Below are 25978 nucleotides of genomic sequence, written 5' to 3' on the forward strand. Positions count from 1 at the left end.
ACCCGAGAGGACGACCCGTGAGCCACCCCGCCCCCGACGCCGAGGCGCTCAACAGCACGATCCGCTACACCATGTGGTCCGTGTTCGCCCTCGAGGAGGTGCTCCCGGAGGACGACGACGAGCGCGCCACCCTCATCGCGGCCGCGCAGCAGGCGGTCGGTGCCGACGGCCTCGTGGTCCGCGGCTGGTACGACGTCGCGGGTCTGCGCGCCGACGCCGACCTCATGGTCTGGTGGCACGCCGAGACCGTCGAGGAGGTGCAGGGCGCCTACCAGCGGCTGCGCGCGAGCGACCTCGGCCGGCACCTGCTGCCCGTGTGGTCCGTCGTCGGGCTGCACCGTGCCGCCGAGTTCAACCGCGCGCACGTCCCCGCGTTCCTCGCGGGCGAGCCGGCCGGCGACTACCTGTGCGTGTACCCGTTCGTCCGGTCGTACGACTGGTACGTGCTGGACGGCGACGACCGCCGCCGGATGCTCGTCGAGCACGGCGAGGCCGCTCGGGACTACAAGGACGTGCGCGCCAACACGGTGTCCGCGTTCGCGCTGGGCGACTACGAGTGGATCCTCGCGTTCGAGGCCCCCGAGCTGCACCGCATCGTCGACCTCATGCGCGACCTGCGGAACACGCAGGCGCGTCTGCACGTGCGCGAGGAGGTCCCGTTCTACACGGGTCCGCGCACGACGCTCGAGGCCTGGGCGGACCGCCAGCCGCGCGGCTGACCGCCCGGCGCGATCCGCCGCGTGGGACCCGCCCACGACGGCCGTGCCGGTGCCATCATCGGCAGATGGTCGACGTGGACGGGACATGGCGGTTCACCGCGCTCACCGGTGCGGACGTCTCGGCCCTGGGGCAGCACGTCCCCTGGCTGACGTTCGACGGCGACGGGCAGGTCTACGGGATGGCAGGCGTCAACCGGGTGCGCGGCACCTGGACGGCGCAGGACGACACGATCACCTTCGGGCCGGTCGTGTCGACGCTCATGGCCGGGCCGCCCGAGGCGACCGACGCCGAGCGTGCGGTGCTCGCGCTGCTCGGGTCGACGCTCACGGTGCGCGCCCCGGACGCCGACCGACGGCAGGTGACCTCGCCGGACGGCGGGACCGCCGAGCTCGTCCGCGACGAGAGCGCCGGCCGGGTCTGACGCGCGCGCTCAGCCGCCCCAGCCCGCGGCGAGCGCCTTGAGCGTGCCGATCCGCGTCTCGACGTCGTACGCGGTGCCCGTGACCATGAGCTCCGCGGCGCCGGTGCGGGCGACCAGGTCGGTCAGCTCCGCGACGGCGCGGTCCGCGGTCGTGGCGACCTGCGTGCCCGGCACCTTGGCGAACAACTCGGCGGCCGCGGTCGGGTCGAGCTCGGCGAGCGCGGTCGCGGCGTCCTCGGGGGACAGGATCGGGGCGAGCGGACGGCCCGTGCGCAGGCTCAGGGCCATGACCCGGCTGGGGCCCGCGAGGAACTGCGCCTCCTCGTCCGAGTCCGCGACCAGCACCGACGCGGACACCATGAGCCGCGGCACGTCGAGCACGACGGACGGCCGGAACGCGCGACGGTAGGTCTCGGCGGCCTGCAGGGTGTGGCCGGTGTTGAAGTGGTGCGCGTAGCTGAACGGCAGGCCGAGGCTCCCGGCGAGCTCCGCGCTGAACAGGCTCGACCCGAGCAGCCACACCTCGGGGCTCGACGTCGCGACCGGCGTCGCCGTGAGTCGCTGCGCCCGTGCCGACGGGGCGAGCCCGTCGAGCCGGACGCCGAGGAGCGCGAGCACGTCGATCACCTCCGCGGGGAAGTCCTCGTGACCGAGGCCCTCGACGGTCCGGCGCAGCGCCGCCGCGGTCGTCGGGTCCGCCCCGGGCGCCCGCCCGATGCCGAGGTCGACCCGCCCGGGGTGCAGGGCCTCGAGCATCGCGAACTGCTCCGCGACCACGAGCGACGGGTGGTTCGGCAGCATCACGCCGCCCGACCCGACCCGGATCCGCCGGGTCGCGGCGGCGAGGTGGGCGAGCAGCACACCGGGCGACGTCGAGGCGACGGCCGGCATCGCGTGGTGCTCTGCGACCCAGAACCGGTGGTACCCGAGCGAGTCGGCCGCGGCCGCGAGGCGGGTCGTCGCGGCGAGGGCGTCGCCGCTGGTCGCGCCCGCGCTCACGGGGGCGGTGTCGAGCACGGACAGGGGCACGGAGGCGGGTGCGGACGAGGGCACGGCTGCGGTGGTCACGCTGACCGCAACGCGCGCGGCGGCCGCGCTAGTCCCCGGCCGTCACGGGTACAGCCCCCGGATCTGGTGCGCCTCCGCGACGCGACGCACGCCGATGGCGAGCGCGGCGTCCCGCATCGACAGGCCCTCCGCGTGCGCGAGCGACGCGACGGACCGGTACGACGCGAGCATCCGCTGCTCGAGCCGCTCCGCGATCTCGTGCTCCGTCCACCAGTACGCCTGGTTCGCCTGCACCCACTCGAAGTACGACACGACGACGCCGCCCGCGTTGGCGAGGATGTCCGGCACCACGACCACACCGCGGTCGGCCAGGATCCGGTCGCCCTCGGTCGTGGTGGGTCCGTTGGCCGCCTCGACGACCCAGCGCGCCTTGACGCGCCCCGCGGACTCTTCGTCGAGCACGCCCTCGACGGCTGCCGGGATGAGCACGTCGACGTCGAGCGAGAGGAGCTCGGCGTTCGTGATCGCCTCACCGCCGACGAAGCCCGTCACGCTGCCGGTGTCCTGGACGTGTCGCAGCAGCGCCGGGACGTCCAGCCCGTCCGTGGCGCGCACGCCGCCGTGCTCGTCGCTCACCGCGACGACCCGGGCGCCGGCCTCGTGCAGGAACCGTGCCGCGTGCGAGCCGACCTTGCCGAACCCCTGCACGGCCGCGGACACCTCGTCGAGCTTCACGCCGGCGTCGGCGAGCGCGGCCTCGGCCGCGTGCACGACCCCGCGCGACGTCGCGGTGGGCCGCCCGAGGGACCCGCCGACGGCGAGCGGCTTGCCCGTCGTCACCGCCGGGATCGTGTACCCGAGGTTCACGGAGTACGTGTCCATCACCCAGGCCATGATCTGCTCGTCGGTGCCGATGTCGGGCGCCATGATGTCCCGCTCGGGGCCGATCATCGGCATGATCTCGCTCGTGTACCGCCGGGTGACGCGCTCGAGCTCGGCCGACGAGTGGAGCCGAGGGTCGATCGTCACGCCGCCCTTCGCGCCGCCGTACGGCACGTCGACGACGGCGCACTTCCACGTCATCCACATCGCCAGCGCCCGGACCTCGTCGACGTCGACGGAGGCCGAGTACCGCAGGCCGCCCTTGCCGGGGCCGCGCGAGATGTTGTGCTGCACCCGGTAGCCGGTGAACAGGACGATCTCGCCGTCGTCGCGGCGCAGCGGGACGGCGACGTTCATCTCGCGCCGTGGCGTGGCGAGCATCTGGTGCAGGCCCTCGCCGTAGCCGAGGATCTCGATCGCCGAGGCCAGCTGCGCGCGCGCGGTCTCGAGCGGGGACGTGTGCGGGGGACGGGGCTCCGTTGCCTGGTCGGTCACGCCCCCACCTTGGTCATCGCCGCAGGTTCCCGCCACCGCGACCGACGGACGAGCCGATCACGTCCGCCCCTCGGTCGGGTGAAGACCTGACCTCAGCAGATCTGCGACTCCTCGATGGGCTTGAGCACTGAGCCACCCAGGTGACGCGAGTGCCGTGCGGGCACCAGCACGCACGTGCCGAACGTGCCGTTGAGGTGCACGGGCTTGACGAACACGTCGGTGTACCGGCAGTTGATCGTCCGCACCGAGTAGTACGCCGGGTGGAAGACGTAGACGCCGGTGAGGTAGCCGCACCACGCCTCCTCGTCCTCGATCGTCGACATCACGCCGACGCCCGACCGGGGCTGCGACAGCGCCGGCAGCGGCTGCACGGGGACGTCCGGGCCGGCGACCGGACCGGCCTGCGCCGGCGCCGCGCCGAGGGTCAGCGCAGCGCCCAGGACGAGGGCGGCGACGGCCACGGGAACGGCTCGAGTGGAGGCGCGCAGGGTCATGGAGGTCCTCTCGTTCGACGACGGCGTCGCCGGCGCTCGGCCGGGCGCCCAGGATGTCCGGCTCGTCCCCTGCGGTGCAAACCGGGTGGTCCGGGCGTCGCCGGTCCGGGCGCCGCGGCGCGGTCCGGCAGCGTCCGCCGTCGGCAGGGCACACACTGTGAGCACCAACGGCGGGGGACGACGAAGGCGGGTGCGGGCGGGACATGGCGGACGACGCGCAGGTGGTCGAGGAGGCCGTCCGGCTCGCGGAGGGCTGGCTGGAGGCGACCACGTCCGGGGAGACCGCGGCCGAGCGCCGCACGACGGGCCGGCTCGCGGCGCTCGTCGCCGACCCTGCCGGGCTCGAGCTCGCGGTCCGGTTCGTCGACCGGGTGGCCAGGCCCCGGGACGTGCGCGTCGCCGCCCGCGAGCTCACGGCCCTCGGGGCGACCGCCCACGCGGCCGCCGGGTTCCTCGGGCCGCTCGACCGGGCGCTGCTCGGCGTCGGCACCCGCGTCGCGCCGCTGCTGCCGGCCGCGGTCGTTCCCGCGGCGCGGTTCCGGCTCCGGCAGCTCGTCGGGCACCTCGTCGTCGACGACGGGCCCGCGCTGCGCCGCCACCTCGCGTCGATGCGCGCCGCCGGCTACCGGCTCAACCTCAACCTGCTCGGCGAGGCGGTCCTCGGTGAGCACGAGGCCGTCGCGCGGCTCGCCCGGGTCCGTGCGCTCGTGGAGCGGCCGGACGTGGACTACGTGTCCGTGAAGGTGTCGGCCGTCGCGAGCCAGCTGTCCACCTGGGACACCGAGGGGAGCGTGCGACGCGTCGTCGAGCGGCTCCGGCCCCTGTACCTGACCGCCGCGCACCACGGCACGTTCCTCAACCTCGACATGGAGGAGTACCGCGACCTCACCCTCACGGTCCGGGTGTTCGAACGGCTCGTGACCGACCCCGAGCTGCTCGGCGCGCCCGCCGGCATCGTGCTGCAGGCCTACCTGCCCGACGCGGCCGACGCGCTCGACGAGCTCACCGACCTCGCCCGCCGGCGCCGCGAGGACGGCGGCACACCGCTCAAGGTTCGCCTCGTCAAGGGCGCGAACCTCGCGATGGAGCGCGTCGAGGCCGAGCTGCACGGCTGGCCGCAGGCGCCGTACCCGACGAAGGCCGACGTCGACGCCGCGTACCTGCGGCTCGTCGACCGCGCGCTGACGCCCGGCCGGGCCGACGCGCTGCGGGTCGGCGTCGCGAGCCACAACCTGTACCACGTCGCCGCCGCGCACCTCCTCGCGACGTCGCGCGGGGTGCAGGACGCGCTCGACGTCGAGATGCTGCAGGGCATGGCACCCGCGCAGGCGCGTGCGGTGCGCGACGAGGTCGGCAGCGTGCTCCTCTACACGCCCGTCGTCGCGCGCGACGACCTCGACGTCGCCGTCGCGTACCTCGTGCGGCGGCTCGAGGAGAACGCAGCCGGGGAGAACTTCCTGCACGCGCTGTTCGCACCCGACGACGACCGTGCGATGCCCGACCAGGAGCAGGCGTTCCGTACGGCGTGGGCGGCCCGGGACGAGCCGTCGACCGCGCCCCGCCGGGTCGCCCGGCCCTTCGCGGACGCCCCGTCGGTCGGCCGGTTCGTCAACACCCCGGACACCGACCCCGCCGTGGCGGTCGCCCGTGCGTGGGCGCGCGGCGTGACCGACCGCGACGTGCCCGTGCCGTCCGGCGCCGTGCCCGTCTCGACGGTCGCCGAGGTCGACGCCGTCGTCGCGCGTGCCGTGACCGCCGCTCCGGCCTGGGCCTCGACACCGGTCTCGACGCGCGCGGATGCGCTCCGGCGCGTCGCCGACGCCCTCGAGGACGCCCGCGCCGCGCTCGTCTCGACCATGGTGCACGAGGCCGGCAAGACCGTCGCCGAGGCCGACCCCGAGGTGAGCGAGGCCGTCGACTTCGCGCGCTACTACGCCGACCGCGCCGAGGACCTCGTTCGCGTCCCGGGCGCGGTCCACGAGCCGACGGGCGTCACTGTCGTGACCCCGCCGTGGAACTTCCCGGTCGCGATCCCCGTCGGCTCGGTGCTCGCCTCGATCGCCGCCGGCTCGCCCGTGCTCGTCAAGCCCGCGCCGCAGACGCCGCGGTGCGCGCAGGTCGCGATGGCCGCCGTCGCGGACGGTCTGCGTGCGGCCGGTGCGCCCGACGACGTGCTGACCGTCGTGCTCAGCCCCGAGGGCGACGTCGGCCGGCGTCTCGTCACGCACCCGGACGTCGCCCGTGTGCTGCTCACGGGCTCGATCGAGACCGCCCGCCTGTTCGCCGGGTGGCGGCCCGACCTCGACGTGTTCGCCGAGACCTCCGGGAAGAACGCGCTCGTCATCACGCCGTCGGCCGACGTCGACCTCGCCGTCGCCGACGTGGTGCGGTCCGCGTTCGGGCACGCCGGGCAGAAGTGCTCGGCCGCGTCGCTGCTCATCCTCGTCGGCTCCGCGGGACGCGACGACCGGTTGCGCCGGCAGCTCGCCGACGCCGTCGCCTCGCTGCACGTCGGACCCAGTGACGACCTGTCGACCGCTGTCGGTCCGCTCGTCGAGCCCGCGTCGGGCAAGCTCCTGCGCGCCCTGACGACCCTCGAACCGGGGGAGGGCTGGCTCGTCGCCCCGCGCCGCCTCGACGACGACGGTCGCGCCTGGTCACCCGGCGTCAAGCACGGCGTCGCCCCCGGGTCGTGGTTCCACGTCACCGAGTGCTTCGGGCCCGTGCTCGGCGTCATGCGCGCCGACACGCTCGACGACGCGATCGAGCTGCAGAACGCCGTGCCGTTCGGCCTCACCGGCGGGCTGCACAGCCTCGACGACGACGAGATCGACCACTGGCTCGACGAGGTGCACGTGGGCAACGCGTACGTGAACCGCCACATCACCGGCGCGATCGTGCAGCGGCAGCCGTTCGGCGGGTGGAAGGCGTCCGTCGTCGGACCCGGGGCCAAGGCAGGCGGCCCCCACTACGTCGCACAGATCGGCACCTGGTCCGACGGACCCGACGTGCCGCAGGACGACGACGCCTGGCTCGACTGGGCCACCGCCGACGACGAGCGCGCGTGGCGGGACGTCTTCTCCCGCGAGCACGACGCCACCGGGCTGCGGGTCGAGTCGAACGTGCTGCGCTACCGGCCCGTGCCGCTGCTCACCGTGCGGGTCGGCGACGGTGCACGGGATCGCGACGTCGAACGCGTGCGGCGGGCCGCCCGGACTGCGGGGGTCCCCGTCGTGGTGAGCCGGGTCGACGACGAGTCGCACGAGACGTTCGCCCGCCGCGTGCGGTCCGGCGCGGTGCAGGGGCGGGTCCGCGTCGTCGGAGCCGCCCCCGGCCTGAGGGCGGCGGCGGCCCACCACGCGGGGGAGGTCACCGTGCTCGACGGGCCCGTGCTGGCGAGCGCCGAGCGTGAGCTGCTCACCGTGCTCCGGGAGCAGGCAGTGAGCCGGACCCGCCACCGGTTCGGGCACGTCGACGAGTCGCGGGTCGACACAGCCTGACCTGCCGCCGCCCCCGGGGAGGCTCAGGCGGACGCGCGGATCACCAGCTCGGGCGCGAAGATCAGCGGCTCGTTGGGCGGCGTCGCCCCCTGCAGCTGGTCGAGGAGCCGCGCACCCGCGGCCCGGGCCATCGCCACCACCGGCTGGATCACGCTGGTCAGCGGCGGTGTCGTCGACGCGGCCACGCCGAGGTTGTCGTACCCGACCACCGCGACGTCGCCCGGGACGTCCTTGCCGTGCTCGGCGAGCACACCCAGCGCCCCCGCGGCCATGAGGTCCGACGCGATGAAGATGGCGTCGAGGTCGGGGAACCGCTCGAGCAGCTCACGCGCCGCGCGGGCACCCGACGCGATCGTGAAGTCGCCGTGCACCACGGCGTCCTGCGGCAGGTCGGCGGCCTCCATGGCGTCCCGCCAGCCGAGCAGCCGGTCGATACCGGCGGACATGTCCTGCGGACCGGCGATCGTGCCGATGCGGCGACGGCCCTGGTCGATGAGGTGCTGCGTCGCCATCCGACCGCCCTCGTGGTTGTCCGTGTCGACGTACTGGACGTCGCGCTCGTCGGCGGACAGCGGCCGGCCGACGAAGACGTTCGGGACGCGGGAGGCCAGCAGCGCGCGGTCCAGCTCGTCGTCGCGGTGGTGCGACACGACGATCGCGCCGTCGACGTGACCGTTGCGCAGGTAGCGGATCGTCCGCTCGCTCTCCCCGGGACGGGCGATCACGAGGACCACCTGGATGTCCGAGTCCGCGAGAGACGTGCTCAGCCCGTTGAGAGTGCCCGCGAAGAACGGGTCGGACAGGACGCGCTCGTCCGGCTCCGGGACCACGAGCGCGATCGAGTCGGTCCGCTTGGTCACCAGCGAGCGTGCGGCGCGGTTCGGCGTGTAGCCCAGGTCGGCCACGGCCGCCTCGACGGAGGCGAGCGCCTCGGGGGAGACCCGCAGGCCGCCGTTGATGGCACGCGAGGCCGTCGAGCGGGAGACGCCCGCACGCTCGGCGACCTCCTCGAGCGTCGGCGCGGGCGGCCGGACCGGCTCGGTACGGGTCGGGATGTTGTCGACCACCGTTGGTCTTCCCTCCTGTGGCTGCCGGGGCGGGCAGCGGATACGTGCTGAACGGACGACGAGGGCGGGGTGCCGGGGGCACCCCGCCCTCGTGACCTTCACCGGATCATCGCGCAGACGTGCTGGCGTGACATCCGGGTACCACCAGATGCGGGGACGTCAGCCCTTGACGGCGCCCTGCATGATGCCTGCGACCAGCTGACGGCCGGCCACGAAGAACAGGACGAACAGCGGGACGATCGAGACCGTGACACCGGCCATGATCAGCGCCATGTCCTTGAAGTACGACGCCTGGAGCAGCTGGACCGCCACGGGGAGCGTCGGGTTCTCGCTGCCGAGGACGATGAACGGCCAGAAGAAGTTCGTCCACGAGCCGACGAACGTGAACAGGCCGAGCATGACGGCCGCGGGCCGTGCGGCGGGCAGTGCGACGTGCCAGAACGACCGGATCATCGACGCGCCGTCCACACGGGACGCCTCGATGAGCTCGTAGGGGAGCGCCCCCTCGAGGTACTGGGTCATCCAGAACACACCGAACGCCGTGACGAGACCCGGCACGATGACCGCGACGAGCTTGCCCGTCCAGTGCAGCTGCGACATCACGATGAACAGCGGGACGATGCCGAGCTGCGTCGGCACGGCCGTGGTGGCGATGACGAACACCAGCAGGCCGTTGCGCCCGCGGAAGCGCAGCTTCGAGAACGAGAAGCCCGCGAGCGTCGAGAACAGGACGACCGACAGCGACGTGATCGTCGCGACGATGATCGAGTTGCCGAGCGCCTTCCAGAACTGGATGTCGGAGTTCAGGACGCGGCTGACGTTGTCGAAGAACTCGCCCTGCGGGATCAGCGACGGGATCGGGTTCTGCGCGATGTACGCCGAGTTCGACGACGCGAGCAGGAACGCGTAGTACAGCGGCAGGATCGAGGCGATGATCGCGAGGGCGAGGATCAGGTAGGTCACCCAGCCCGGCCGGCGGTCCGAGCCGCCGACCTTGCTCCGCTTGCGCGCGGCCGCACGGGCCGCACCCTTGCCCGCGGTCTGGGCGATGACGGGGACGGAGGGGGCGCTCATCGCCGCACCTTCTTTCGCGACTTGCTGGACTCGTCGGACGAGATGCGCCGGGTGAGCGAGAAGTTGATGATGCCGACGACGACGATGATGAGGAAGAGGATCCACGCGACGGCCGACGCACGACCGAAGCTCTTCTGGTTGCCCCAGCCGACCTCGTAGATGTACATGGTGGCGGTCATCCACTGGCGGCTCGGGCCACCCTGTCCGGTCTGGTCGAACAGACGCGGCTCGTCGAAGATCTGCAGGCCGCCGATGGTCGACGTGATGACCACGAAGATGATCGTGGGGCGCAGCATCGGCACGGTGACCGAGAAGAACTGGCGGACCCGGCTCGCGCCGTCGAGGACCGCGGCCTCGTACAGGTCCCGCGGGATCGCCTGCATGGCGGCCAGGAGGATCAGGGTGTTGTAGCCCGTCCACCGGAAGTCGACCATCGTGGCGATCGCGATGTGGCTGGGCAGCACCTGGGCGTGCCAGCCGATCGGGTCGATGCCGATCTTGCCGAGCAGCGTGTTGATGATGCCGGACTGGTCGGCGAAGAGCTTGCCGAAGATCAGGCTGACGGCCACGGGGGCGACGACGTAGGGCAGCAGGACACCCATGCGCCAGAACGTCTTCGCGCGCAGGTTCGCGTCGAGGAGCGCCGCGAGGATGATCGCGATGATCAGCTGCGGGATCGTGGAGATGAAGAAGATGGAGAAGGTGTTGCGGATGCCCTTCCAGAAGTTCGGCTGCTGGAGGACGTAGGCGTAGTTCTCGAACCCGACGAAGTCACCCTTGCCGCCGATGAGGTTCCAGTCGTGCACCGACACGAAGGCGGTGTAGAGCAGCGGGAACAGACCGGTCAGCGCGAACAGGATGAAGAACGGGGAGACGTAGAGGTAGGGCGAGAGCTTGACGTCCCAACGCCCGAGAGTCTGGCTGAAACCGACCCGGCGCGGCGTGCGTCCTGGGTCGGCCTGTCCGCCGCGGTTCAGCTGCGGAGACGTGGTGGAGGTGGCCATCGGTTGTCCTTAGCGGGGGGCGAGCGTCGGGGTCTGCTGCGGTGAAGCCGGGCCGGTGCGACCAGCGCACCGGCCCGGCTTCAGCGATGACGTCAGCCCAGCGCGTTCACGGCCGTGATGAACGTGTTCCACTGCTCGTCGGGGTTGCCCTTGTTCACGTCCACCTCGGTGAGCGCGGACTGCATCGCGTCGTTGATCGCGAAGAAGTTCGGGCCCTTGTGGGTGGAGATGATGCCCTGGCCACGGTTGGCGAGGATCTCACCGGTGGGGGCGTTGTTGAAGAACGCGTTCACGGCGCCCGTGAACTTCGGGTCCTTCAGGCCGTCCACCTGCGACGGGACGGTGCCCTTGTTGAGGAACGCCTGCACCTGCTGCTCGGGAGCGGTGAGCCATGCGGCGAGCTCCTTCGCCTCCTCGGGGTGCGCACCCTGCGCGGGGACCGTGAGGAACGAACCGCCCCAGTTGCCGGCGCCGCCGGGGTAGACGTCCGCGAGGTCCCAGCCCGTCACGCCGGCCGAGTTGCCCTCGATGACACCGAGCATCCAGCCCGGCGCGAGCATCGTCGCGAAGCCGTTGTTCTGGAACGAGGCCGTCCAGTCGTCGCTCCACTGCGAGAGGTGGGCCGACAGGTTGTCCGTGACGGAGGCCTTGACGACCGCGTCGTAGATCTCCTTCACGCGCGGGTTGTCCGCGGCGATGATCTCGTTGGTCTTGGCGTCCTCGTACGGAGCCTCCTCCTGGTAGATCATGCCCTGCCAGATCGCGCCGGCCGAGTCGAACCACGCACCGCCGCCACCGGCCTGGTACTGCTTGCCCGCGGCGAAGTAGTCGTCCCAGCTGTTGTCCTTGCCCTTGATGAGCGCGGCAACGGCGTCACGGTCCTTGGGCAGGCCGGCCTTCTCGAGCAGGTCGCCGCGGTACGCGATGCCCTCGGGACCGAAGTCCGTGCCGTAGCCGAGGAGCTTGCCGTCGTCCGTCGTGACGGCGTCCGTCTTGAACTTGAGCCAGCGACCCTCGAGAGCCGGGTCCGTCAGGTCGACGAACTTGTCGGGGTACTGCATGAGCTCGGGCATCCAGTCGGTGTCGACCGCCTCGATGTCGGAGAGGCCGGAGCCGGCGGCGAGACGCGTGTTGAGGTTCTCGCGAGCCTCGTTCGACGTCGCGGCCTTCTTCTCCTTGACCGTGATGCCGGGGTGCGACTCCTCGTACTGCTTGAACATGTCCTCGGTGTAGCCGAACTCGTTGAACGTCGCCACGGTGAGCGTGATGTTCTTGGAGCCGCCGTCAGTGGCGTCGTCGGAGCTGTCACCCGAGCCGGAGGAGCACGCGGTGGCGAGGAGGGCGATGCCCGTGACCCCGGCCGCGGCTGCCCACATCTTGCTTGTGGTCTTGCGCACTATGACTCCCTTGTCAGTCGGACGGCGTCCTCGCCGTACCCCTAGGGCGTCCGCCGACCGTCTGCCGCAGGGGCCGCTGGCGGGCGTCGGACGTGGGCCTGGTGGACCCCGCGCGAGAGGCTCCCATCCGCAGTTATGCGGGAGCGTTCCCACGCGCTGCATGAACTGTCGTCGGCCGCCCCTGCGGTGTCAAGGATGGAGCGTCCGATCGTGGCCGTGGTAGCGATCTCACACCAGCGTTCCTGCAGGTCAGAGCCATTTCGACCGCCAGCCGTGTTACCGAATCGTTACGGCTGGTTCGCCGGGCCGTGATCAGCGATCCACCGGGCGGCGACGTCCTCCTCGGCGCCCAGCGCGGCCGTGACGGCTCCGGCGGCCGCCTGCTCCACCGCGGACCCGAACAACGGGATCGCGGCGTGCAGGTCACCCTCGTACACGAGCCGGCTGCCGTCGGCGACCGGCTGCAGCGACGCCCGACCGGTCAGCCGCACGGGTGCGCCCGCGATCTCGACGACGACGGTCCCAGCGCGGCTCCCGTCGGGCGCTGCGGCCTCCCACGCCTCGACGTGCCGCACGTCGAGGCTGCTCCCGACGAACCCGCGCAGGTGCGCCGGGATGCTGTCGGTCGGCAGCGAGCGGCGCGTCGTGACGGTGAACGCCTCCTGCGCGGACCCGGTGACGTCGACGTGCTGGTCGAGCGCGCCGCTGGCGGCGAGCTTGAGCTGCACGTACTCGGGGTCGGCCAGCATGACGGCCGCCGACGTGGGGTCGGTCGCGATCGCGACCGAGACGCTCAGGTGCACGATGTTCCTTCCGGGCATGCGACGGGCGCCCGGGCGGGGGGTTCCGCTCCGGCGCGGCACGTGGGTGGCGGCTCCGCCGTGGAGACGAGGGTATCCGGCCGCCTTCCCGGGTCGTCGGTGCCGCGCGCGTGCCGCGTGTCCGCGGGACCCGGGAGGGGTCCGGCGGGGTCGTCCGGCCACCTACCCTGGTGTGCGTGTCCACCCTGAGCACGCTCGTCGCCCGCCACGCCTCGCTCGACGCCGCCGACCTCGAGTGGCTCCACCTGCTCGTGGGGGACTGGCAGGTCCTGTCCGACCTCGCGTTCGCCGACCTGGTGCTGTGGCTGCCGACCGAGGACGGCGACTTCGTCGCGGTCGCGCAGTGCCGCCCGTCGACCGGTGCGACGGTGCACTACGACGACGTGGTCGGGTCGCGGGCGCCCGAGGGGCAGCGCCCGCAGCTGCAGCGCTCGCTCGACGAGGTCGCCGCGCAGCGTTCGCGCGAGCCGCGGTGGTTCGGCTCGTACGCCGTCCGCGAGGAGGCCGTGCCCGTCGTGCGACGCGGCAGGGCCATCGCCGTGGTCGCGCGGCAGACGAACCTCGGAGGCGCGCGCACGCCGAGCCGGCTCGAGCTCAACTACGTCGAGGCCGCCGACGACATCTTCGCGATGATCTCGCGCGGCGAGTTCCCCGCGACCGACGCACCGACCGGCCCGCGCCGTGGCGCGCCGCGCGTCGGCGACGGCCTGGTCCGGCTGAACTCCGAGGGTGAGGTGCTGTACGCGAGCCCCAACGCGCTGTCCTGCTTCCACCGGCTCGGCGCGCTCGGCGACCTGACCGGCCGCTCGCTGGTCGAGGTCACGGCCGACCTCATCGAGCAGGAGGCCACGGTCGACGAGTCGATGCCCCTCGTGCTCATGGGCCGGGCGCCCTGGCGGACGGACGTGGAGGCGCGCGGGGTCGCCCTGTCGCTGCGCGCCGTGCCGCTCACGGAGCACGGTCAGCGGATCGGTGCCGTGCTGCTGTGCCGGGACGTCTCGGAGCTGCGCCGGCGGGAGCGCGAGCTCATCACCAAGGACGCGACGATCCGCGAGATCCACCACCGCGTGAAGAACAACCTGCAGACCGTCGCCGCGCTGCTGCGGCTGCAGTCGCGGCGCATGGAGTCGCCCGAGGCCCGGGAGGCGCTCGCCGAGGCCATGCGCCGGGTGTCGACGATCGCGCTCGTGCACGAGACGCTGTCCCAGACCCTCGACGAGATCGTGCCGTTCGACGACCTCGTCGGGCGCAGCCTGCGGCTGGCTGCCGACGTCGCGACGGCCGGTGCGCACGTGCGCACGCTCGTCCGCGGCTCGTTCGGGGCGATCCCGGCGGAGGACGCGACCGCGCTCGCACTGGTGCTCACCGAGCTCGTGACGAACGCCGTCGAGCACGGTTTCGACGGGCGCGAGTCCGGGACCGTCGAGATCGTCGTGGAGCGGGAGGCCGACCACCTGCGCGTCGAGGTCGCGGACGACGGTGCCGGGCTGCCCGAGGGACGCGGGGCGGGCAGCGGCCTGGGCACGCAGATCGTCTCGACGCTCGTGACGAACGAGCTCGGGGGGACGATCGCCTGGGCGGCGCGCGAAGGTGGGGGCACGTCGGTCGTCATCGAGGCCCGGCTGCGCGCCCGGGACGCCGCCGTCTCGGGTCCGTGACGAGCCGGCCCCACCCGGGCGACGCCGGCGTGCGTCGCCGGTCCGGACCTGTGCACCGGGTGCGCCGGTCCCCACACACGAACGGACCGGCCGCGCCGTGTGGCGGGCCGGTCCGGTGTGGTGCGTGCGGGCTGGGTCAGCCGGCGCGACGCTGGCGGGCCGTGCGGCGCTTGAGCGCGCGGCGCTCGTCCTCGGACAGGCCGCCCCAGACGCCCGCGTCCTGACCGGTCTCGATGGCCCACTTGAGGCACGTGTCGACGACGGGGCAACGGCGGCAGACGGCCTTGGCCTCGTCGATCTGCAGCAGCGCAGGGCCGGTGTTCCCGATGGGGAAGAACAGCTCGGGGTCCTCGTCGAGACACGCTGCGCGGTGGCGCCAATCCATGGGACTCTCCTCGGGCGCACGACTGCCCACCGCCCGGGGTGAGGGCGCGCGGCAGTGGTGCAAGATCAGGGTTGGGGGGGAACGTGCTTCATCAAGGGTCACACCGGGACCGCCGGGGCACAAGGGGTTACGGGCAGGTTTCGACCCGGTAAAGGCTGAGGCGTTGGTCACATCTGTGCGCCCGCTCTGAGGCCTTGTCGGCGACATGTCGGGCTCGTCCGGCGACGTGCCGGACGAATGTCCAGGTCAGCGCCCCGCCCGGCATCGGCGCTGGCCACGTCCGTCCCAGCGTGTCTTCCTGCCTACGCTGGAGCCGTGAGCCGCTCCCGCCCCGCCCCCCTCGTCGTCGTCGCCGCCCTGGTCGTCCTGGAGGCGATCGCGTTCCTCGGGCTGGGCGTCGTTCTCGTGGCGGACCTCACACGTGGTAATGCAGCGCTGCCGGCGGCGACCGTGTTCATGGCGCTGTTCGCGCTGGGTGTGGCGGCCCTCCTTGGCGGCGCGGCCCGGGGTCTGTGGCGGGGGCGGCGCTGGGCCCGTTCACCGGTGATGACGTGGCAGATCCTCCTCGTCGTGATGTCGCTCGGCTGGCTCGGTGTCGAGGCCTCCGTGTGGGCCGTGGCGGTGACCGTCGTCGCGGTCCTCGTCGCCGTCGGGCTGCTGCTGCCGTCGGTGGTCGCGGCCACGACGGGATCGGCGTCCTCGGACCCGGGGAGCGGCCCTCACGACGACGGACCCGGCACCGCCGTGGACCCGGCGCGCTCCGGGGCGTAGACCTGCACGGGCGTCGTCGTCCGACCCAGGACGAGGGCGCCGCGGCCCACGGGCCGGTCCCCGGGGTCGGCGAGCCAGGCGGCTCGGGCCCCGACCAGCTCCGCCGACGCGGGGTCGTGCACGTCCAGGACGAGGCTCCTGCGCAGCCGCAGCAGCATCGGGGTGAGCCCACGGAACGCCCCGAGGGCCGCCTGCGACGTCGTCGCCGCGACGAACCTCTGCCCTCCCGCAGCCGCTCGCGCCCAGGCGTCCACGAGCTCCGGGTGCATGCGTTCCAGGTCGTCGAGGTCGTCCACCAGGACGGTCGCACCACCGGCCCGGTCGAGCGCGGCCCTCACGTCGTCTCGGCCCACCTGCACGTCGACGACACCGGGCAGCCCGGTGGCGGGACCGCTCGCGGGGTCGACGAGCCGGAGCACGCGGTCGCCCGCGGCCACCAGCCCGGCGGCGACGACCGTGAGTGCCGCCGACCTGCCCGACCCGGGCGGGCCCGCGATCAGCAGCCCGGTCCCGACGTCGACCAGGACCGGGGCGGCGTCGTCACCGCCCACCCCCAGCGGCACGCCTCCGCCGACCCCGGGCGGCACGCCTCCGCCGACCCCGGGGCGGGCGACGTGCCGGGGGAGCGCCTCCACCCGGACCACACCGGACGAACCCCGCCGGACCGCTCGCGGCGTGCAGACGGCGGGCCGCGCGCGACGTGCCGGCGCGGCGGCCGGCAGCGCGACCTGGCACAGGACGGCACCCGCCGGTCCGACGTGCACGGCTCGTCCGGGAGCCGGACGCGGCCCCGACAGCGGCGCCGGGACCCCCGCGACGGCGTCGAGCGCGGCGTCGGGCACCCGCAGGACGAGGCGGTCGCGGAAGTGCGTGCCGTGCCGCACCGCAGCGCCGGTGACGTCGGCGCTCGCGACCACGGCGACACGGGCAGCGCCGCCCGACCGCCACAGCGTAGTGAGCCGGTCGGCGCCCGCGCCCCGCGCGAGGAGGGCGAGCGCCTCGAGCGCCGCCGGGAGGTCGTCGACCAGCAGGACCGCCGGCCTTCCGCAGCCGCCGTCGGCGGCCGGGCCGGGAGCGGCGGCGGAGAGCAGCTCGGCCAGGCGTGCGACCCGGACCTGCTCGTCGGTCCGGGCCACGGTCCCGAGCAGGCCGTGCGCGTCGTGCGCGCGCAGCTCGGCCGCGGCGTCCGGGGGCAGCCCGACGGCGTGCACGGCGAACCCGCACCGGAGGGCCTCGACCCCGAGCGTGACGAGCGTGGTCGTGCGGCCGGACCCCGCGCCGCCCAGGACGAGCAGGTGTCCGTCCTGCGGGTCCCACCGGACCGGCGCGCGGCGCTGCTCGTCGGGGACGTCGGCGACGGCGAGGGCGAGCCCGGGGCCGGCCGCGACGTCCTCGACGGCGACCCGGTCGGGCAGCGCGGGGACCCACGGGATCGGCCGGCCGGGTCGGTCGGCCGCGGCCTCGCGAACCGCGCGCACCCAGGCCGCGATCTCGTCGTCGGGCGTCCGCGGCGGGACCGCCGGTGCCCAGGCGGGCAGGGACTGCGCTGAGCCGACGACGGACCGGACGGCGTCGGGTGCGATCAGGGTGTGCCGCGGGCGTGCGAGGGCGACGCGGCCGGGGCGGGCCGCACGTCCGGCCGGGCGGGCCACCTGGACCGCTTCGGGTGGACCGGCGGCGCGCCGCAGCAACGCACGGCCCGGTGCCGACGGGGGGATCAGTGCCGCGTCGGCGACCTCGACGACGTCGAGCGAGTCGGCCGGGTCCGCGACGCGCAGCGCGATCCGCAGGGACGTGTTCGCCCGCAGGTCGGCGCTCACGGCCCCGGCGGGTCGTTGCGTGGCGAGGACGAGGTGGACGCCCAGTGCGCGCCCCTGCGCGGCGAGCCGGACGAGCGTGGCCGTCGCGTCGGGCACGTCGTCGACCAGCGCCCGGAGCTCGTCGACGACGACGAGGAGCCTCGGCGGTGTCGCGGCGTCGTCGGGGTCGAGGTCCGCGACGTCACGGGCGGCGTGGGCGGCGAGGATGCGCTCGCGGCGCCGCAGCTCGGCCCGCAGGCCGGTCAGGACCCGGCGTGCGCGGGCCGCGTCGAGGTCGGTGACGTGGTCGACGACGTGGGGCAGCCCGGCGACCGCACCGAGCCCGGCGCCGCCCTTGAAGTCGACGAGCAGCACCGCGAGCCGTTCGGGCGGGTGGCGCAGGGCCGCCGCGAGCACCCAGGTGGTGAGGAGCTCGGACTTGCCGGCGCCCGTGGTTCCGGCGACGAGCGCGTGCGGACCGTCCTCGACGAGGTCGACCTCGACGGGTGCCAGGCCCGACGTCCGGCCGACCGGCACCGCGAGGCCGCGTCGCCCGGACGCCCACGCCGCGGCCACGCTCCGCGCGTCGGCCCCCGGCACGTCGGGCAACCCCGCGAGCGGCACCTGCGCAGGGAAGTCGGCGCGCGCGGCGTGGGTCGCCGTGCCGGTGCCGGGTCCGTTGACCTCTCGGACGCCACAGGTCCGCGCGACCTGTGCCCGGGCGGTGGCGGTCGAGACCGCATGGAGCGGGACGGGTCGCGAGCCGCGATCGTCCCCGGCCGTGCGTCGGCGGCCGGACCGCGCGCCGGGCGGGGGATCGTCGGCGACGCCGTGCAGGCGCGCCGATGCCGGGCCGACCTCGAGCACGTGGCGGCACCACGCGGGGACCTGGTCGCGCGAGGGCAGGACGAGGAGCATCCGCTGCCCGGGCGTCGCCTGGGCGCGACGCGCGGCGGTCTCGTCCGTGACGCGTGCGAGGTCGACGACGACGAGCCGGTCGGCGTCGTGCGGGCCGTCGGCGTCGTCCGGTCCGGCGACGGCCGCCGCCCACGCCCACGCGCCAGGGTCTCCGGTCAGGATCGTCAGCGTCCGGCGCAGGTGTGTGCCGAGCTCGCCGAGGACCACGCCGCGCGCGACAGCCAGCGCGGCGGCCCGCGGCCCGACGACCGCCAGGGCTCCGTCGGCGTCCCACGGTGCGCGTCCGTATGCAGCCGGGCCACCGTCGAGTGCGCGGACGGTCGACGCCACGAGCTCGGCCGGGTCGTCCACCTCCCGCATGCTCGGCGCGGCGTCCGGTGCTGCGTCCCGCTGTCCGTGGCCGGTCGCGAGCAGGAGGAGCGGGCCGGTCACGGCCGTGAGCAGCAGGAGCGGCTGCCGGAGCGCGACGGCGAGCGCGACCGACCCGACGAGCGGCGCGAGCGCCATCAGCCGGGCCGGACCGGCTCGGCCCGCCGACGGTGCACGCCGGCCGGACGCCGGGTCGACCGGCCCGGACCGGGCCCGCAGCACCAGCGTCGTCGCACCCGCCCGGAGCTCGTCGTCCGGCCGCCACCGCACCCACGCCCGACGTCCGACGCGCACCCTCCGCACGCCGTGCCACCACCGCGGGGCACCGGGGACGAGCGTCGCGGCACCGTCGACCCGCACCCGCACGCGGACCCCGGCACGGCCGCGGCCGCAGCGCACCCGGACCCGGCCGAGGTCGGGGTCGGCGAGCGTCAGCCGGTCGCCGACGGGCACCGGGACCCCGGGGCCGTGGACCGTCGCCTCCCCGCCCGGCACCACGGGGTGCAGCCGTCCGCAGTCGGGGCCGGCGACGACGGCCACGTGCAACGACGCGTCGAGCGCGCTCTCGGCCTCCGCGCGGGCCCCGGGTCCCGGCCGCAGTCGGCTGCCCGCCACCAGCGGGTACGTGCCGACGCGGTGGGTGTCGTCGAGCACCGCGTCGTCGACGGCGATCCGCACGGTGGCGCTCGACCACCCCGCCCACCCGGTGAGCCGGGCCAGCTCGGGACGCAGGCGGGAGACGGGCGTCCCGCGCTCGGCCTCGACGTCGGTCGCGACCAGGCCGGGACCGCGACGGGGGTCGGGGTGCAGAGCGGTGAGGAGCACCTCGACACGGTGCCGCACGCGACGGACCGCACGGCCGCCCACCCGGAGGTCCGGGGGACGACCGTGCGGTCCACAGGTCCGCGCGTCGGCTCGGGGTCAGTCCACCGCGAGCGCCGCGACGGGCGACGTCCGGGCCGCAGCCCGTGCCGGGAGCACCGACGCGACGAGCCCGGCGAGCAGGGCGACCACGAGCACCAGCCCGAGGTCACGCCACGGCACCGCGAGCCGCAGGTCGCCCGTCTGGCCGAACGCCGTGGCCGCACCTGCCCAGCCGTACAGCAGCCCGAGGGCCACGCCGAGCACGGCACCGACGACGGCGATGAGCATCCCCTCGACGGCGAGCATCCACCGCAGCTGCCGCCGGGTCAGCCCGATCGCCCGCAACGTCGCCGACTCGCGGCGGCGCTCGATGACCGACAGCGACAGGGTGTTCGCGACCCCGACGAGCGCGATGACGACCGCGACGGCGAGCAGCCCCACGACGACCGCGAGCAGCGACGAGATGAGCCGCTCGTAGCCCTGACGCTGCGCGGCTGCGCTGACCACGTTGACGGGGGAGTCGGGCAGCGCGTCGCGGACGTCCTGCAGCACCCGGGTGGGATCGGCGGAGTCGTCGAGCCGGACCCAGACCACCGAGGTCGGGGCGCCGGGCGCGAGCCGCTCGAGCGTCGCTGGGGTGACCAGGGCCTCCTGCCCGCCCAGGTCGGTCCCGACCGTCTCCAGGTCGAGCGACGGCCCGTCGGACCTCAGCTCGCCGGTGTCCGGGTCCATCGCCTGCACCGCGACGGTCCCGTGGGCCTCGCCGGCCTGCTTCGGCAGGAGGACGGTGCCGTCGGTGAGGTGCTCGAGCGCCCCGGCGCTGCGCAGCACCCGGGCCGCCTGCTCGGGTTCGGGCGCGGCGACGCGGAAGACCGAGTCCCCGACCTGCGCGAGCGCGACCGGGACGGGCACGACCTCGTCGACCCCCGGGACGTCGGAGATGACCGCGACGGCGTCCAGGTCCGTGCTCACGTCGTCCGTCTGCTCGACCGTGAGGTCCACGGGGTAGTGGTCGGCGAGGTCCTTCGCGAGCGACTCGCGGGCGCTCGCCGCGCCCGTGCTCATCATGACGACGAGCGTGACGCCGATGAGCAGCGCGGTGCTGGTCGCGGCCGTGCGGCGGGGGTTGCGGACCGTGTTGGCGGACGCGATCCGTGCGCTCGTCCCCGTCCGGGCGAGCAGCCGGCCCGCGAGCGACACGACGCGCGGCACCCAGAACACGGCGCCGAGCAGGATGCCGAGGAACGACACGGTGCCGGCGAGGATGCCGACCCCGAGCAGGGCGAGCTCGTTGCCGCTGGTGGCGCGGGACGCCGCGACGGTGAGCAGCAGGCCGGCGACCCCACCGACCGTGAGGACGGCGGAGAACGCGAACCGCACCCGGCCGGCCTTGCCGCTGACGGTGGGTGCGTCGGCCGGGCGCAGCGCCGCGACCGGGGGCACGCGGGTCGCCGCGCGGGCCGGGACGAGCGACGCGAGGACGGTGACGAGCGTGCCGACCACCAGCGGGACGAGCACGACCGTGGCGGTCACGTCGATGGTCCGGGGCAGCGGGACGCCGTCGCTCATGCCTCCGAGGATGCTGAGCGCGCCCTGCGCGAGCGCGGTGCCGGCGAGCAGCCCGACGACCGACGAGGCGGCGCCGAGGATCGTCGCCTCGAGCAGCACGGACCGGCGCAGCTGCCGCTTCTCCGCCCCGACGCACCGCAGCAGGGCGAGGAGCCGCACGCGCTGCGCGACGAGCACCTGGAACGTGTTCGAGATGACGAGCGCGGCGACGAGCAGCGCGACGGCCGCGAAGCCGAGCACGACGGTGACCAGCACGTTCCCCTCGCCGGACACCTCGGACACCGCCTTCGCGGCGGCCTCGTCCTTGGTCAGCACGTCGAGCCCGGGAGCCGCGGCGGTGAGCTCGGCACGGGCGTCGGCCACGTCGCCCGTCGTCGCGACCAGGACGGTGTCGGCGCCGACGCCGTCGAACGTCGTCCCGTACCAGCGCGTGAGGTCGTCGGTGAGCCCGAGCCCGGCGCCGCCGTACTGCGACCACGCCCCGCGTGGGTCTCCGGCGATCCCGACGACCGTGAGCGTCTGCTCGGTCGGCTCGTCGGCGTCCTGAGCCCAGTACTCGGTGGTGAGCGTGTCGCCGACCTCGACGCGGAGCCGCTCGGCGGTCTTGGCGGGGATCGCGATCTCGCCGGACGCGGCGGGCATCGACCCGTCGGTGATGGTGAGCGACGCCAGGCGCTCGTCGGACGGCACCGGCAGGAGGTTCTGCCACTGGCGCGCGCCGCCCTTGCGCAGCTCGACGCCGCCGACGAACAGCGGGTCGGCAGCGGCGACCCCGGGCGTGCCCCGCACGTCGGCGAGCGAGCGCGCGGTGACGGTCCCGGTCGCGACGAGGTCCGCGTCGCCGAACGTGGCGGTCACGGCGTCGTAGCCGGTCCGCGTGATGACGCCGCCAGCGATCAGCGTCGTCGTGAGGAAGGCCGTGCCGATCGTGATGGCGATGGCCGCGGCGACGAGCCGCCCGGCGCTGCGGCGCATCTGGGCGAGGGTCAGCTGCAGCATCAGACGCCCACCGCCGGGGCGCCCGCGGGGCCGTCGAGCGTGCGCAGGGCGTCGAGGCCGGTGAGGACGGACTCGGGCGTCGGGTCGACGATGTCGCCCGCGACCCGACCGTCGGCCAGCATGACGACTCGGTCCGCGTACGCGGCGGCGGTGGGGTCGTGCGTGACCATGATGACCGTGCGGCCGAGCTCGCGGACGGAGCGGCGCAGGAAGCTCAGCACCTCGGCGCCCGCTCGCGAGTCGAGGTTCCCGGTGGGCTCGTCGGCGAACACCACCTCGGGCTTCGCGACGAGGGCACGTGCGATCGCGACGCGCTGCTGTTGGCCCCCGGACAGCTCGCCGGGACGGTGCGTCAGGCGCTCGCCGAGCCCGAGCGTCGCGACGAGCATGTCGAACCACTCACGGTCAGGCTTGACGCCCGCGAGCTGCAGCGGCAGCAGGATGTTCTGCTCCGCCGTGAACATCGGCAGCAGGTTGAACGACTGGAACACGAAGCCGACGCGGTCGCGCCGCAGCCGGGTCAGGGCACCGTCGTCGAGCGACGTCAGCGCCGTCGGGCCGAGCCGCACCTCGCCCGACGTGGCCTCGTCGAGCCCCGCGAGCAGGTGCATGAGCGTCGACTTGCCGGACCCCGAGGGGCCCATGATTGCGGTGAACGCGCCCGAGGCGAAGTCGACGTCGACGCCGTCGAGCGCACGGACCGCGGCGGGGCCCTGCCCGTACACCTTGGTCAGTCCGCGGGCGCTGGACGCGGGGAGGTCCGTCACGGCCGGCCGGGTCGGCTCGGGCGTGCGGGAGAGGGTGGTGTCCACGGGGGCTCCTTCGAGGTGTCGCTGGCAGGTCCGACGCTAGGTCGCGGCCCTCGGGCGCCACATCGGGCGGCAGGCTGGACGAGCAGCGGCGCGTGTCATCCCGCAGGCGTACCTTGCGGACGAGCGGCGTCAGCCGCCCGGTCGGACCAGGCCCGTCTCGTAGGCGACGACGACGGCCTGGACGCGGTCGCGCGCGCCGAGCTTCGCGAGGATCCGGCCCACGTGCGTCTTGACGGTGGCCTCCGCGACGAACAGGTCGCGCCCGATCTCGCCGTTCGACCGGCCGCGCGCCATGAGCAGCAGCACCTCGCGCTCGCGGTCCGTGAGGTCGGCGACGGCCTGCCGCGCCGGGTCGGTGGGGGCGCCCGGCTCGTCGGGCGGGAGCACGTCGACGAGGTGCTCGAGGAGCCGGCGCGTGCTCGACGGGGCGATGACGGCGTCGCCGCGGTGCACCGTGCGGATCGCCGCCAGCATGTCCTCGGGCGGGGTGTCCTTGAGCAGGAACCCGCTGGCGCCGGCCCGGATGGCGGCGAGCACGTACTCGTCGAGGTCGAACGTCGTGAGCACGATGACGCGCGGCGCGGGGGAGTCGTCCGTGGCGCGCGCGGTGATCTCCGCGGTCGCGGTGAGCCCGTCCATCGTCGGCATGCGCACGTCCATGAGCACCACGTCGACGGGACCCGTGACCGTGCGCGCCGCCGGGTCGAGCGCACGTACCGCCTGGGCGCCGTCGCCGGCCTCGAGCACCACCTGCAGGTCGGGCTGCGAGTCGATGACCATGCGGAAGCCCGCTCGGACGAGCTGCTGGTCGTCGACGAGGGCGACTCGGACGGGGCCGGGGGTCGGGTCGGTCACGAGTTCTCCTCGGTCGTGCTCACGCTGGTCCTCTCGCGGGGGGTGGGGAGCTGGGCGCGGACGCGGAAGCCGCCGCCGGGTCGCGGCCCGGCCGTGACCGTGCCGCCGAACATCGTCGCGCGCTCGCGCATGCCGAGCATGCCCTGCCCGAGGCCGTCGCTCTCCGCCGACGCGCCCCGCCCGTCGTCGTCGACCTCGACGAGGATCGCCTCGGGCTGCCAGCTCACCATGACGGTGACCTGGGGGTCGGGGCCGGCGTGCTTGAGCACGTTCGTGAGGGCCTCCTGCGCGATCCGGTACAGGGCCAGGCCCATGCCCGGCGGCAGCGGGCGCGGCGTGCCCAGCCGGACGAGCGAGACGCGCACCCCGCTCGCGCGGACCTGATCGACGAGCGTGCCGATGTCGTCGGCCCCGGGCTGCGGCGCGAACGCGGCTGCGGCCGTGCCGGGCTCGTCCGTGTCGCCCGGGCCGGCGCGCAGGACGCCGAGCAGCCGGCGCATGTCGGTGAGCGCGGCGCGACCCGTCTCACCGATCGTGGTGAGCGCCCTCGTCGCGGCCGCGGGGTCGGCGTCGGCCGCGTACCGGCCGCCGTCGGCCTGCGCGATGACGACGCTGAGCGAGTGGGCGACGATGTCGTGCAGGTCGCGCGCGATACGGGCACGTTCGGCGGCCGTGGCGATCTGGGCCTGCTGGTCGCGCTCGATCTCGAGGCGCTGCGTGCGGTCGACGAGCGCCTCGATGGTCTCCCGCCGGGAGCGGCGCGCGAGCCCGAACGCCCACACGGTGAGCATGGTCGACGACGCGATGATCGCGGTGCCGAGCGCGGCGCGCGGGTAGTAGGAGCCGCTGAGCGCGACGGCGAGCACGAGCGATCCGAGCAAGGCGCCGCCGATGGCCACCCGGTGCGCCCAGCGTGGGCCGTGCACGGTGACCGAGTAGAGCGCGGCGAGCACCGTGAGGTCCGCGGGGATGAGCAGGGGTGTCACGAGGAGCATCTGCAGCAGCGCGACCGTGTAGACGACGGCGACCGAGGCCGTCGGGCGCACGCGCCGCCACGCGAGCGGCACGACGAGCATGGCCGAGACCGCGTACACGGTCCAGTCGCGCGAGACGCCGTACGACGCCACGGCCGTGGACACCGGCACCACGAACAGCAGCGCGAGCGCGGTCCCGGTGGCGTCGACGACGAAGCGGTGGGACTCCTCCCACCGCAGCAGCCGGTCCCAGCGCGTCACACCCCGAGGGTAGGTGGCGGCGTCCGTCCCGACGTGCCCCCCAGGGCTGACGTGCGCCGATCCGGGTCCTTCTGCGGGCGCAGATCGGACGGCGCGTCACAACTCGGGTCGCGTGCCTGTGGCGGGCGAGACCGGCCCGTGACCTAGCATGGGGCAATGACCCAGGTGCTTCTGGCTGAGGACGATCCAGCGATTGCCGAGCCTTTGGCCCGTGCGCTCGGGCGTGAAGGTTATGACGTGCGCGTGCAAGGAACGGGTCAAGGGGCCATCGACGGCGCCGCCTCGGCGGACCTCGTGGTGCTCGACCTCGGCCTCCCGGACATGGACGGCCTCGACGTCGCACGCGCCATCCGTAACCAGGGGCTCACCACACCGGTGCTCGTGCTGACGGCCCGCGCGGACGAGGTCGACCTCGTCGTGGGCCTCGACGCGGGCGCGGACGACTACGTGACGAAGCCCTTCCGTCTCGCCGAGCTGCTCGCCCGCGTGCGGGCGCTGCTGCGCCGCAGCGTCGGCGACCCGGGCGACGAGGACGAGCTGCACGCGCAGAACGTGCGCGTCGACGTGGCGGCCCACCGCGCGTTCCAGGCCGAGCGCGAGCTGCACCTCACGGCCAAGGAGTTCGACCTGCTGCGCGTGCTCGTCGCGGCCGCCGGCACGGTCGTGGCCCGCGAGACCCTCATGCGCGAGGTCTGGGGCTCCGACCCGACCGGGTCCACGAAGACGCTCGACATGCACGTGAGCTGGCTGCGTCGCAAGCTCGGCGACGACGCGAACTCTCCGCGGTACGTGACGACCGTGCGCGGCATGGGCTTCCGGTTCGAGACGGGCAACGTGAGCGCCGTCGAGCGGGTCTGACGC

Annotated in this window: 20 protein-coding genes; 6 read left to right on the forward strand and 14 right to left on the reverse strand. The window is 74.3% G+C overall.

The features are described 5' to 3' along the window. Nucleotides 1-17 precede the first annotated feature (17 nt). Nucleotides 18-719, forward strand: coding sequence for a hydrogen peroxide-dependent heme synthase (hemQ, locus tag J7523_RS12410; protein ID WP_291886851.1), 702 nt, complete (start codon nucleotides 18-20; stop codon nucleotides 717-719). 65 nt (nucleotides 720-784) lie between these two features. Next, complete coding sequence (locus J7523_RS12415) at nucleotides 785-1141, forward strand: META domain-containing protein (RefSeq protein ID WP_291886854.1); 357 nt, start codon at nucleotides 785-787, stop codon at nucleotides 1139-1141. Between the two features lie 9 nt (nucleotides 1142-1150). On the opposite strand, the gene J7523_RS12420 is transcribed toward J7523_RS12415, so the two are convergent. From J7523_RS12420 to J7523_RS12430, 3 genes are all read right to left on the reverse strand, one after another. Further along, nucleotides 1151-2209 (reverse strand): LLM class flavin-dependent oxidoreductase, encoded by a 1059-nt coding sequence (locus J7523_RS12420; protein WP_291886857.1) that lies wholly within the window; start codon nucleotides 2207-2209, stop codon nucleotides 1151-1153. Between the two features lie 42 nt (nucleotides 2210-2251). Next, a complete protein-coding gene (locus J7523_RS12425) occupies nucleotides 2252-3526 on the reverse strand; it encodes a Glu/Leu/Phe/Val dehydrogenase (protein ID WP_291886860.1) in 1275 nt (424 codons plus the stop codon). Between the two features lie 92 nt (nucleotides 3527-3618). Continuing rightward, nucleotides 3619-4020 (reverse strand): hypothetical protein, encoded by a 402-nt coding sequence (locus J7523_RS12430; protein ID WP_291886863.1) that lies wholly within the window; start codon nucleotides 4018-4020, stop codon nucleotides 3619-3621. 203 nt (nucleotides 4021-4223) lie between these two features. Here J7523_RS12430 and J7523_RS12435 point away from each other — a divergent pair, with 203 nt between their 5' ends. Then, entirely contained in the window at nucleotides 4224-7520 is a 3297-nt protein-coding gene (locus J7523_RS12435) for a bifunctional proline dehydrogenase/L-glutamate gamma-semialdehyde dehydrogenase (protein WP_291886866.1), read from the forward strand. A gap of 23 nt (nucleotides 7521-7543) precedes the next feature. On the opposite strand, the gene J7523_RS12440 is transcribed toward J7523_RS12435, so the two are convergent. From J7523_RS12440 to J7523_RS12460, 5 genes are all read right to left on the reverse strand, one after another. Further along, nucleotides 7544-8587 carry a LacI family DNA-binding transcriptional regulator gene (locus tag J7523_RS12440; protein ID WP_291886867.1) on the reverse strand — a complete coding sequence of 348 codons (1044 nt, stop codon included), beginning with the start codon at nucleotides 8585-8587 and terminating at the stop codon, nucleotides 7544-7546. A 159-nt stretch (nucleotides 8588-8746) separates the two neighbouring features. Next, nucleotides 8747-9661, reverse strand: a complete 915-nt coding sequence (locus J7523_RS12445; RefSeq protein WP_291886871.1) for a carbohydrate ABC transporter permease — start codon at nucleotides 9659-9661, stop codon at nucleotides 8747-8749. Then, the gene (locus J7523_RS12450; RefSeq protein WP_291886873.1) at nucleotides 9658-10665 is read right to left on the reverse strand and encodes a sugar ABC transporter permease; all 1008 of its coding nucleotides are present in this window, start codon (nucleotides 10663-10665) and stop codon (nucleotides 9658-9660) included. The genes J7523_RS12445 and J7523_RS12450 overlap by 4 nt, the downstream gene beginning before the upstream one ends. A gap of 92 nt (nucleotides 10666-10757) precedes the next feature. Further along, complete coding sequence (locus J7523_RS12455) at nucleotides 10758-12062, reverse strand: ABC transporter substrate-binding protein (RefSeq protein WP_291886875.1); 1305 nt, start codon at nucleotides 12060-12062, stop codon at nucleotides 10758-10760. Nucleotides 12063-12349: 287 nt separating this feature from the next. Further along, nucleotides 12350-12865: a DUF2505 domain-containing protein gene (locus J7523_RS12460; protein WP_291886877.1), complete on the reverse strand. Its 516-nt coding sequence runs from the start codon at nucleotides 12863-12865 to the stop codon at nucleotides 12350-12352. A 194-nt stretch (nucleotides 12866-13059) separates the two neighbouring features. Between J7523_RS12460 and J7523_RS12465 the strand changes: the two genes are divergently transcribed. Next, nucleotides 13060-14541 (forward strand): PAS domain-containing sensor histidine kinase, encoded by a 1482-nt coding sequence (locus tag J7523_RS12465; RefSeq protein ID WP_291886879.1) that lies wholly within the window; start codon nucleotides 13060-13062, stop codon nucleotides 14539-14541. Nucleotides 14542-14677: 136 nt separating this feature from the next. Here the strand turns inward: J7523_RS12465 and J7523_RS12470 are convergent, their stop codons facing one another. Continuing rightward, on the reverse strand, nucleotides 14678-14926 hold the full coding sequence (locus J7523_RS12470) for a WhiB family transcriptional regulator (RefSeq protein ID WP_055912771.1): 249 nt from the start codon (nucleotides 14924-14926) through the stop codon (nucleotides 14678-14680). A gap of 315 nt (nucleotides 14927-15241) precedes the next feature. Here J7523_RS12470 and J7523_RS12475 point away from each other — a divergent pair, with 315 nt between their 5' ends. After that, on the forward strand, nucleotides 15242-15697 hold the full coding sequence (locus J7523_RS12475) for a hypothetical protein (RefSeq protein ID WP_291886891.1): 456 nt from the start codon (nucleotides 15242-15244) through the stop codon (nucleotides 15695-15697). Here J7523_RS12475 and J7523_RS12480 read toward each other — a convergent pair. The 5 genes from J7523_RS12480 to J7523_RS12500 all read right to left on the reverse strand — a co-directional run bounded on the left by J7523_RS12480 (nucleotide 15646) and on the right by J7523_RS12500 (nucleotide 25117). Beyond that, a complete protein-coding gene (locus J7523_RS12480) occupies nucleotides 15646-19608 on the reverse strand; it encodes an FtsK/SpoIIIE domain-containing protein (RefSeq protein ID WP_291886894.1) in 3963 nt (1320 codons plus the stop codon). The two genes, J7523_RS12475 and J7523_RS12480, sit on opposite strands and share 52 nt — an antisense overlap. Before the next feature lie 96 nt (nucleotides 19609-19704). Then, entirely contained in the window at nucleotides 19705-22215 is a 2511-nt protein-coding gene (locus J7523_RS12485) for an FtsX-like permease family protein (protein WP_291886897.1), read from the reverse strand. After that, nucleotides 22215-23027: an ABC transporter ATP-binding protein gene (locus J7523_RS12490; RefSeq protein WP_291886899.1), complete on the reverse strand. Its 813-nt coding sequence runs from the start codon at nucleotides 23025-23027 to the stop codon at nucleotides 22215-22217. The genes J7523_RS12485 and J7523_RS12490 overlap by 1 nt, the downstream gene beginning before the upstream one ends. Nucleotides 23028-23156: 129 nt before the next feature. Then, the gene (locus J7523_RS12495) at nucleotides 23157-23882 is read right to left on the reverse strand and encodes a response regulator transcription factor (RefSeq protein WP_291886902.1); all 726 of its coding nucleotides are present in this window, start codon (nucleotides 23880-23882) and stop codon (nucleotides 23157-23159) included. After that, nucleotides 23879-25117 carry a sensor histidine kinase gene (locus J7523_RS12500; protein WP_291886905.1) on the reverse strand — a complete coding sequence of 413 codons (1239 nt, stop codon included), beginning with the start codon at nucleotides 25115-25117 and terminating at the stop codon, nucleotides 23879-23881. The genes J7523_RS12495 and J7523_RS12500 overlap by 4 nt, the downstream gene beginning before the upstream one ends. Before the next feature lie 156 nt (nucleotides 25118-25273). On the opposite strand from J7523_RS12500, the gene J7523_RS12505 reads away from it, so the two are divergent. Then, entirely contained in the window at nucleotides 25274-25975 is a 702-nt protein-coding gene (locus J7523_RS12505; protein WP_203757903.1) for a response regulator transcription factor, read from the forward strand. Nucleotides 25976-25978: the final 3 nt, after the last annotated feature.

This window comes from Cellulomonas sp. (assembly GCF_017744555.1).
Classification (GTDB): domain Bacteria; phylum Actinomycetota; class Actinomycetes; order Actinomycetales; family Cellulomonadaceae; genus Cellulomonas.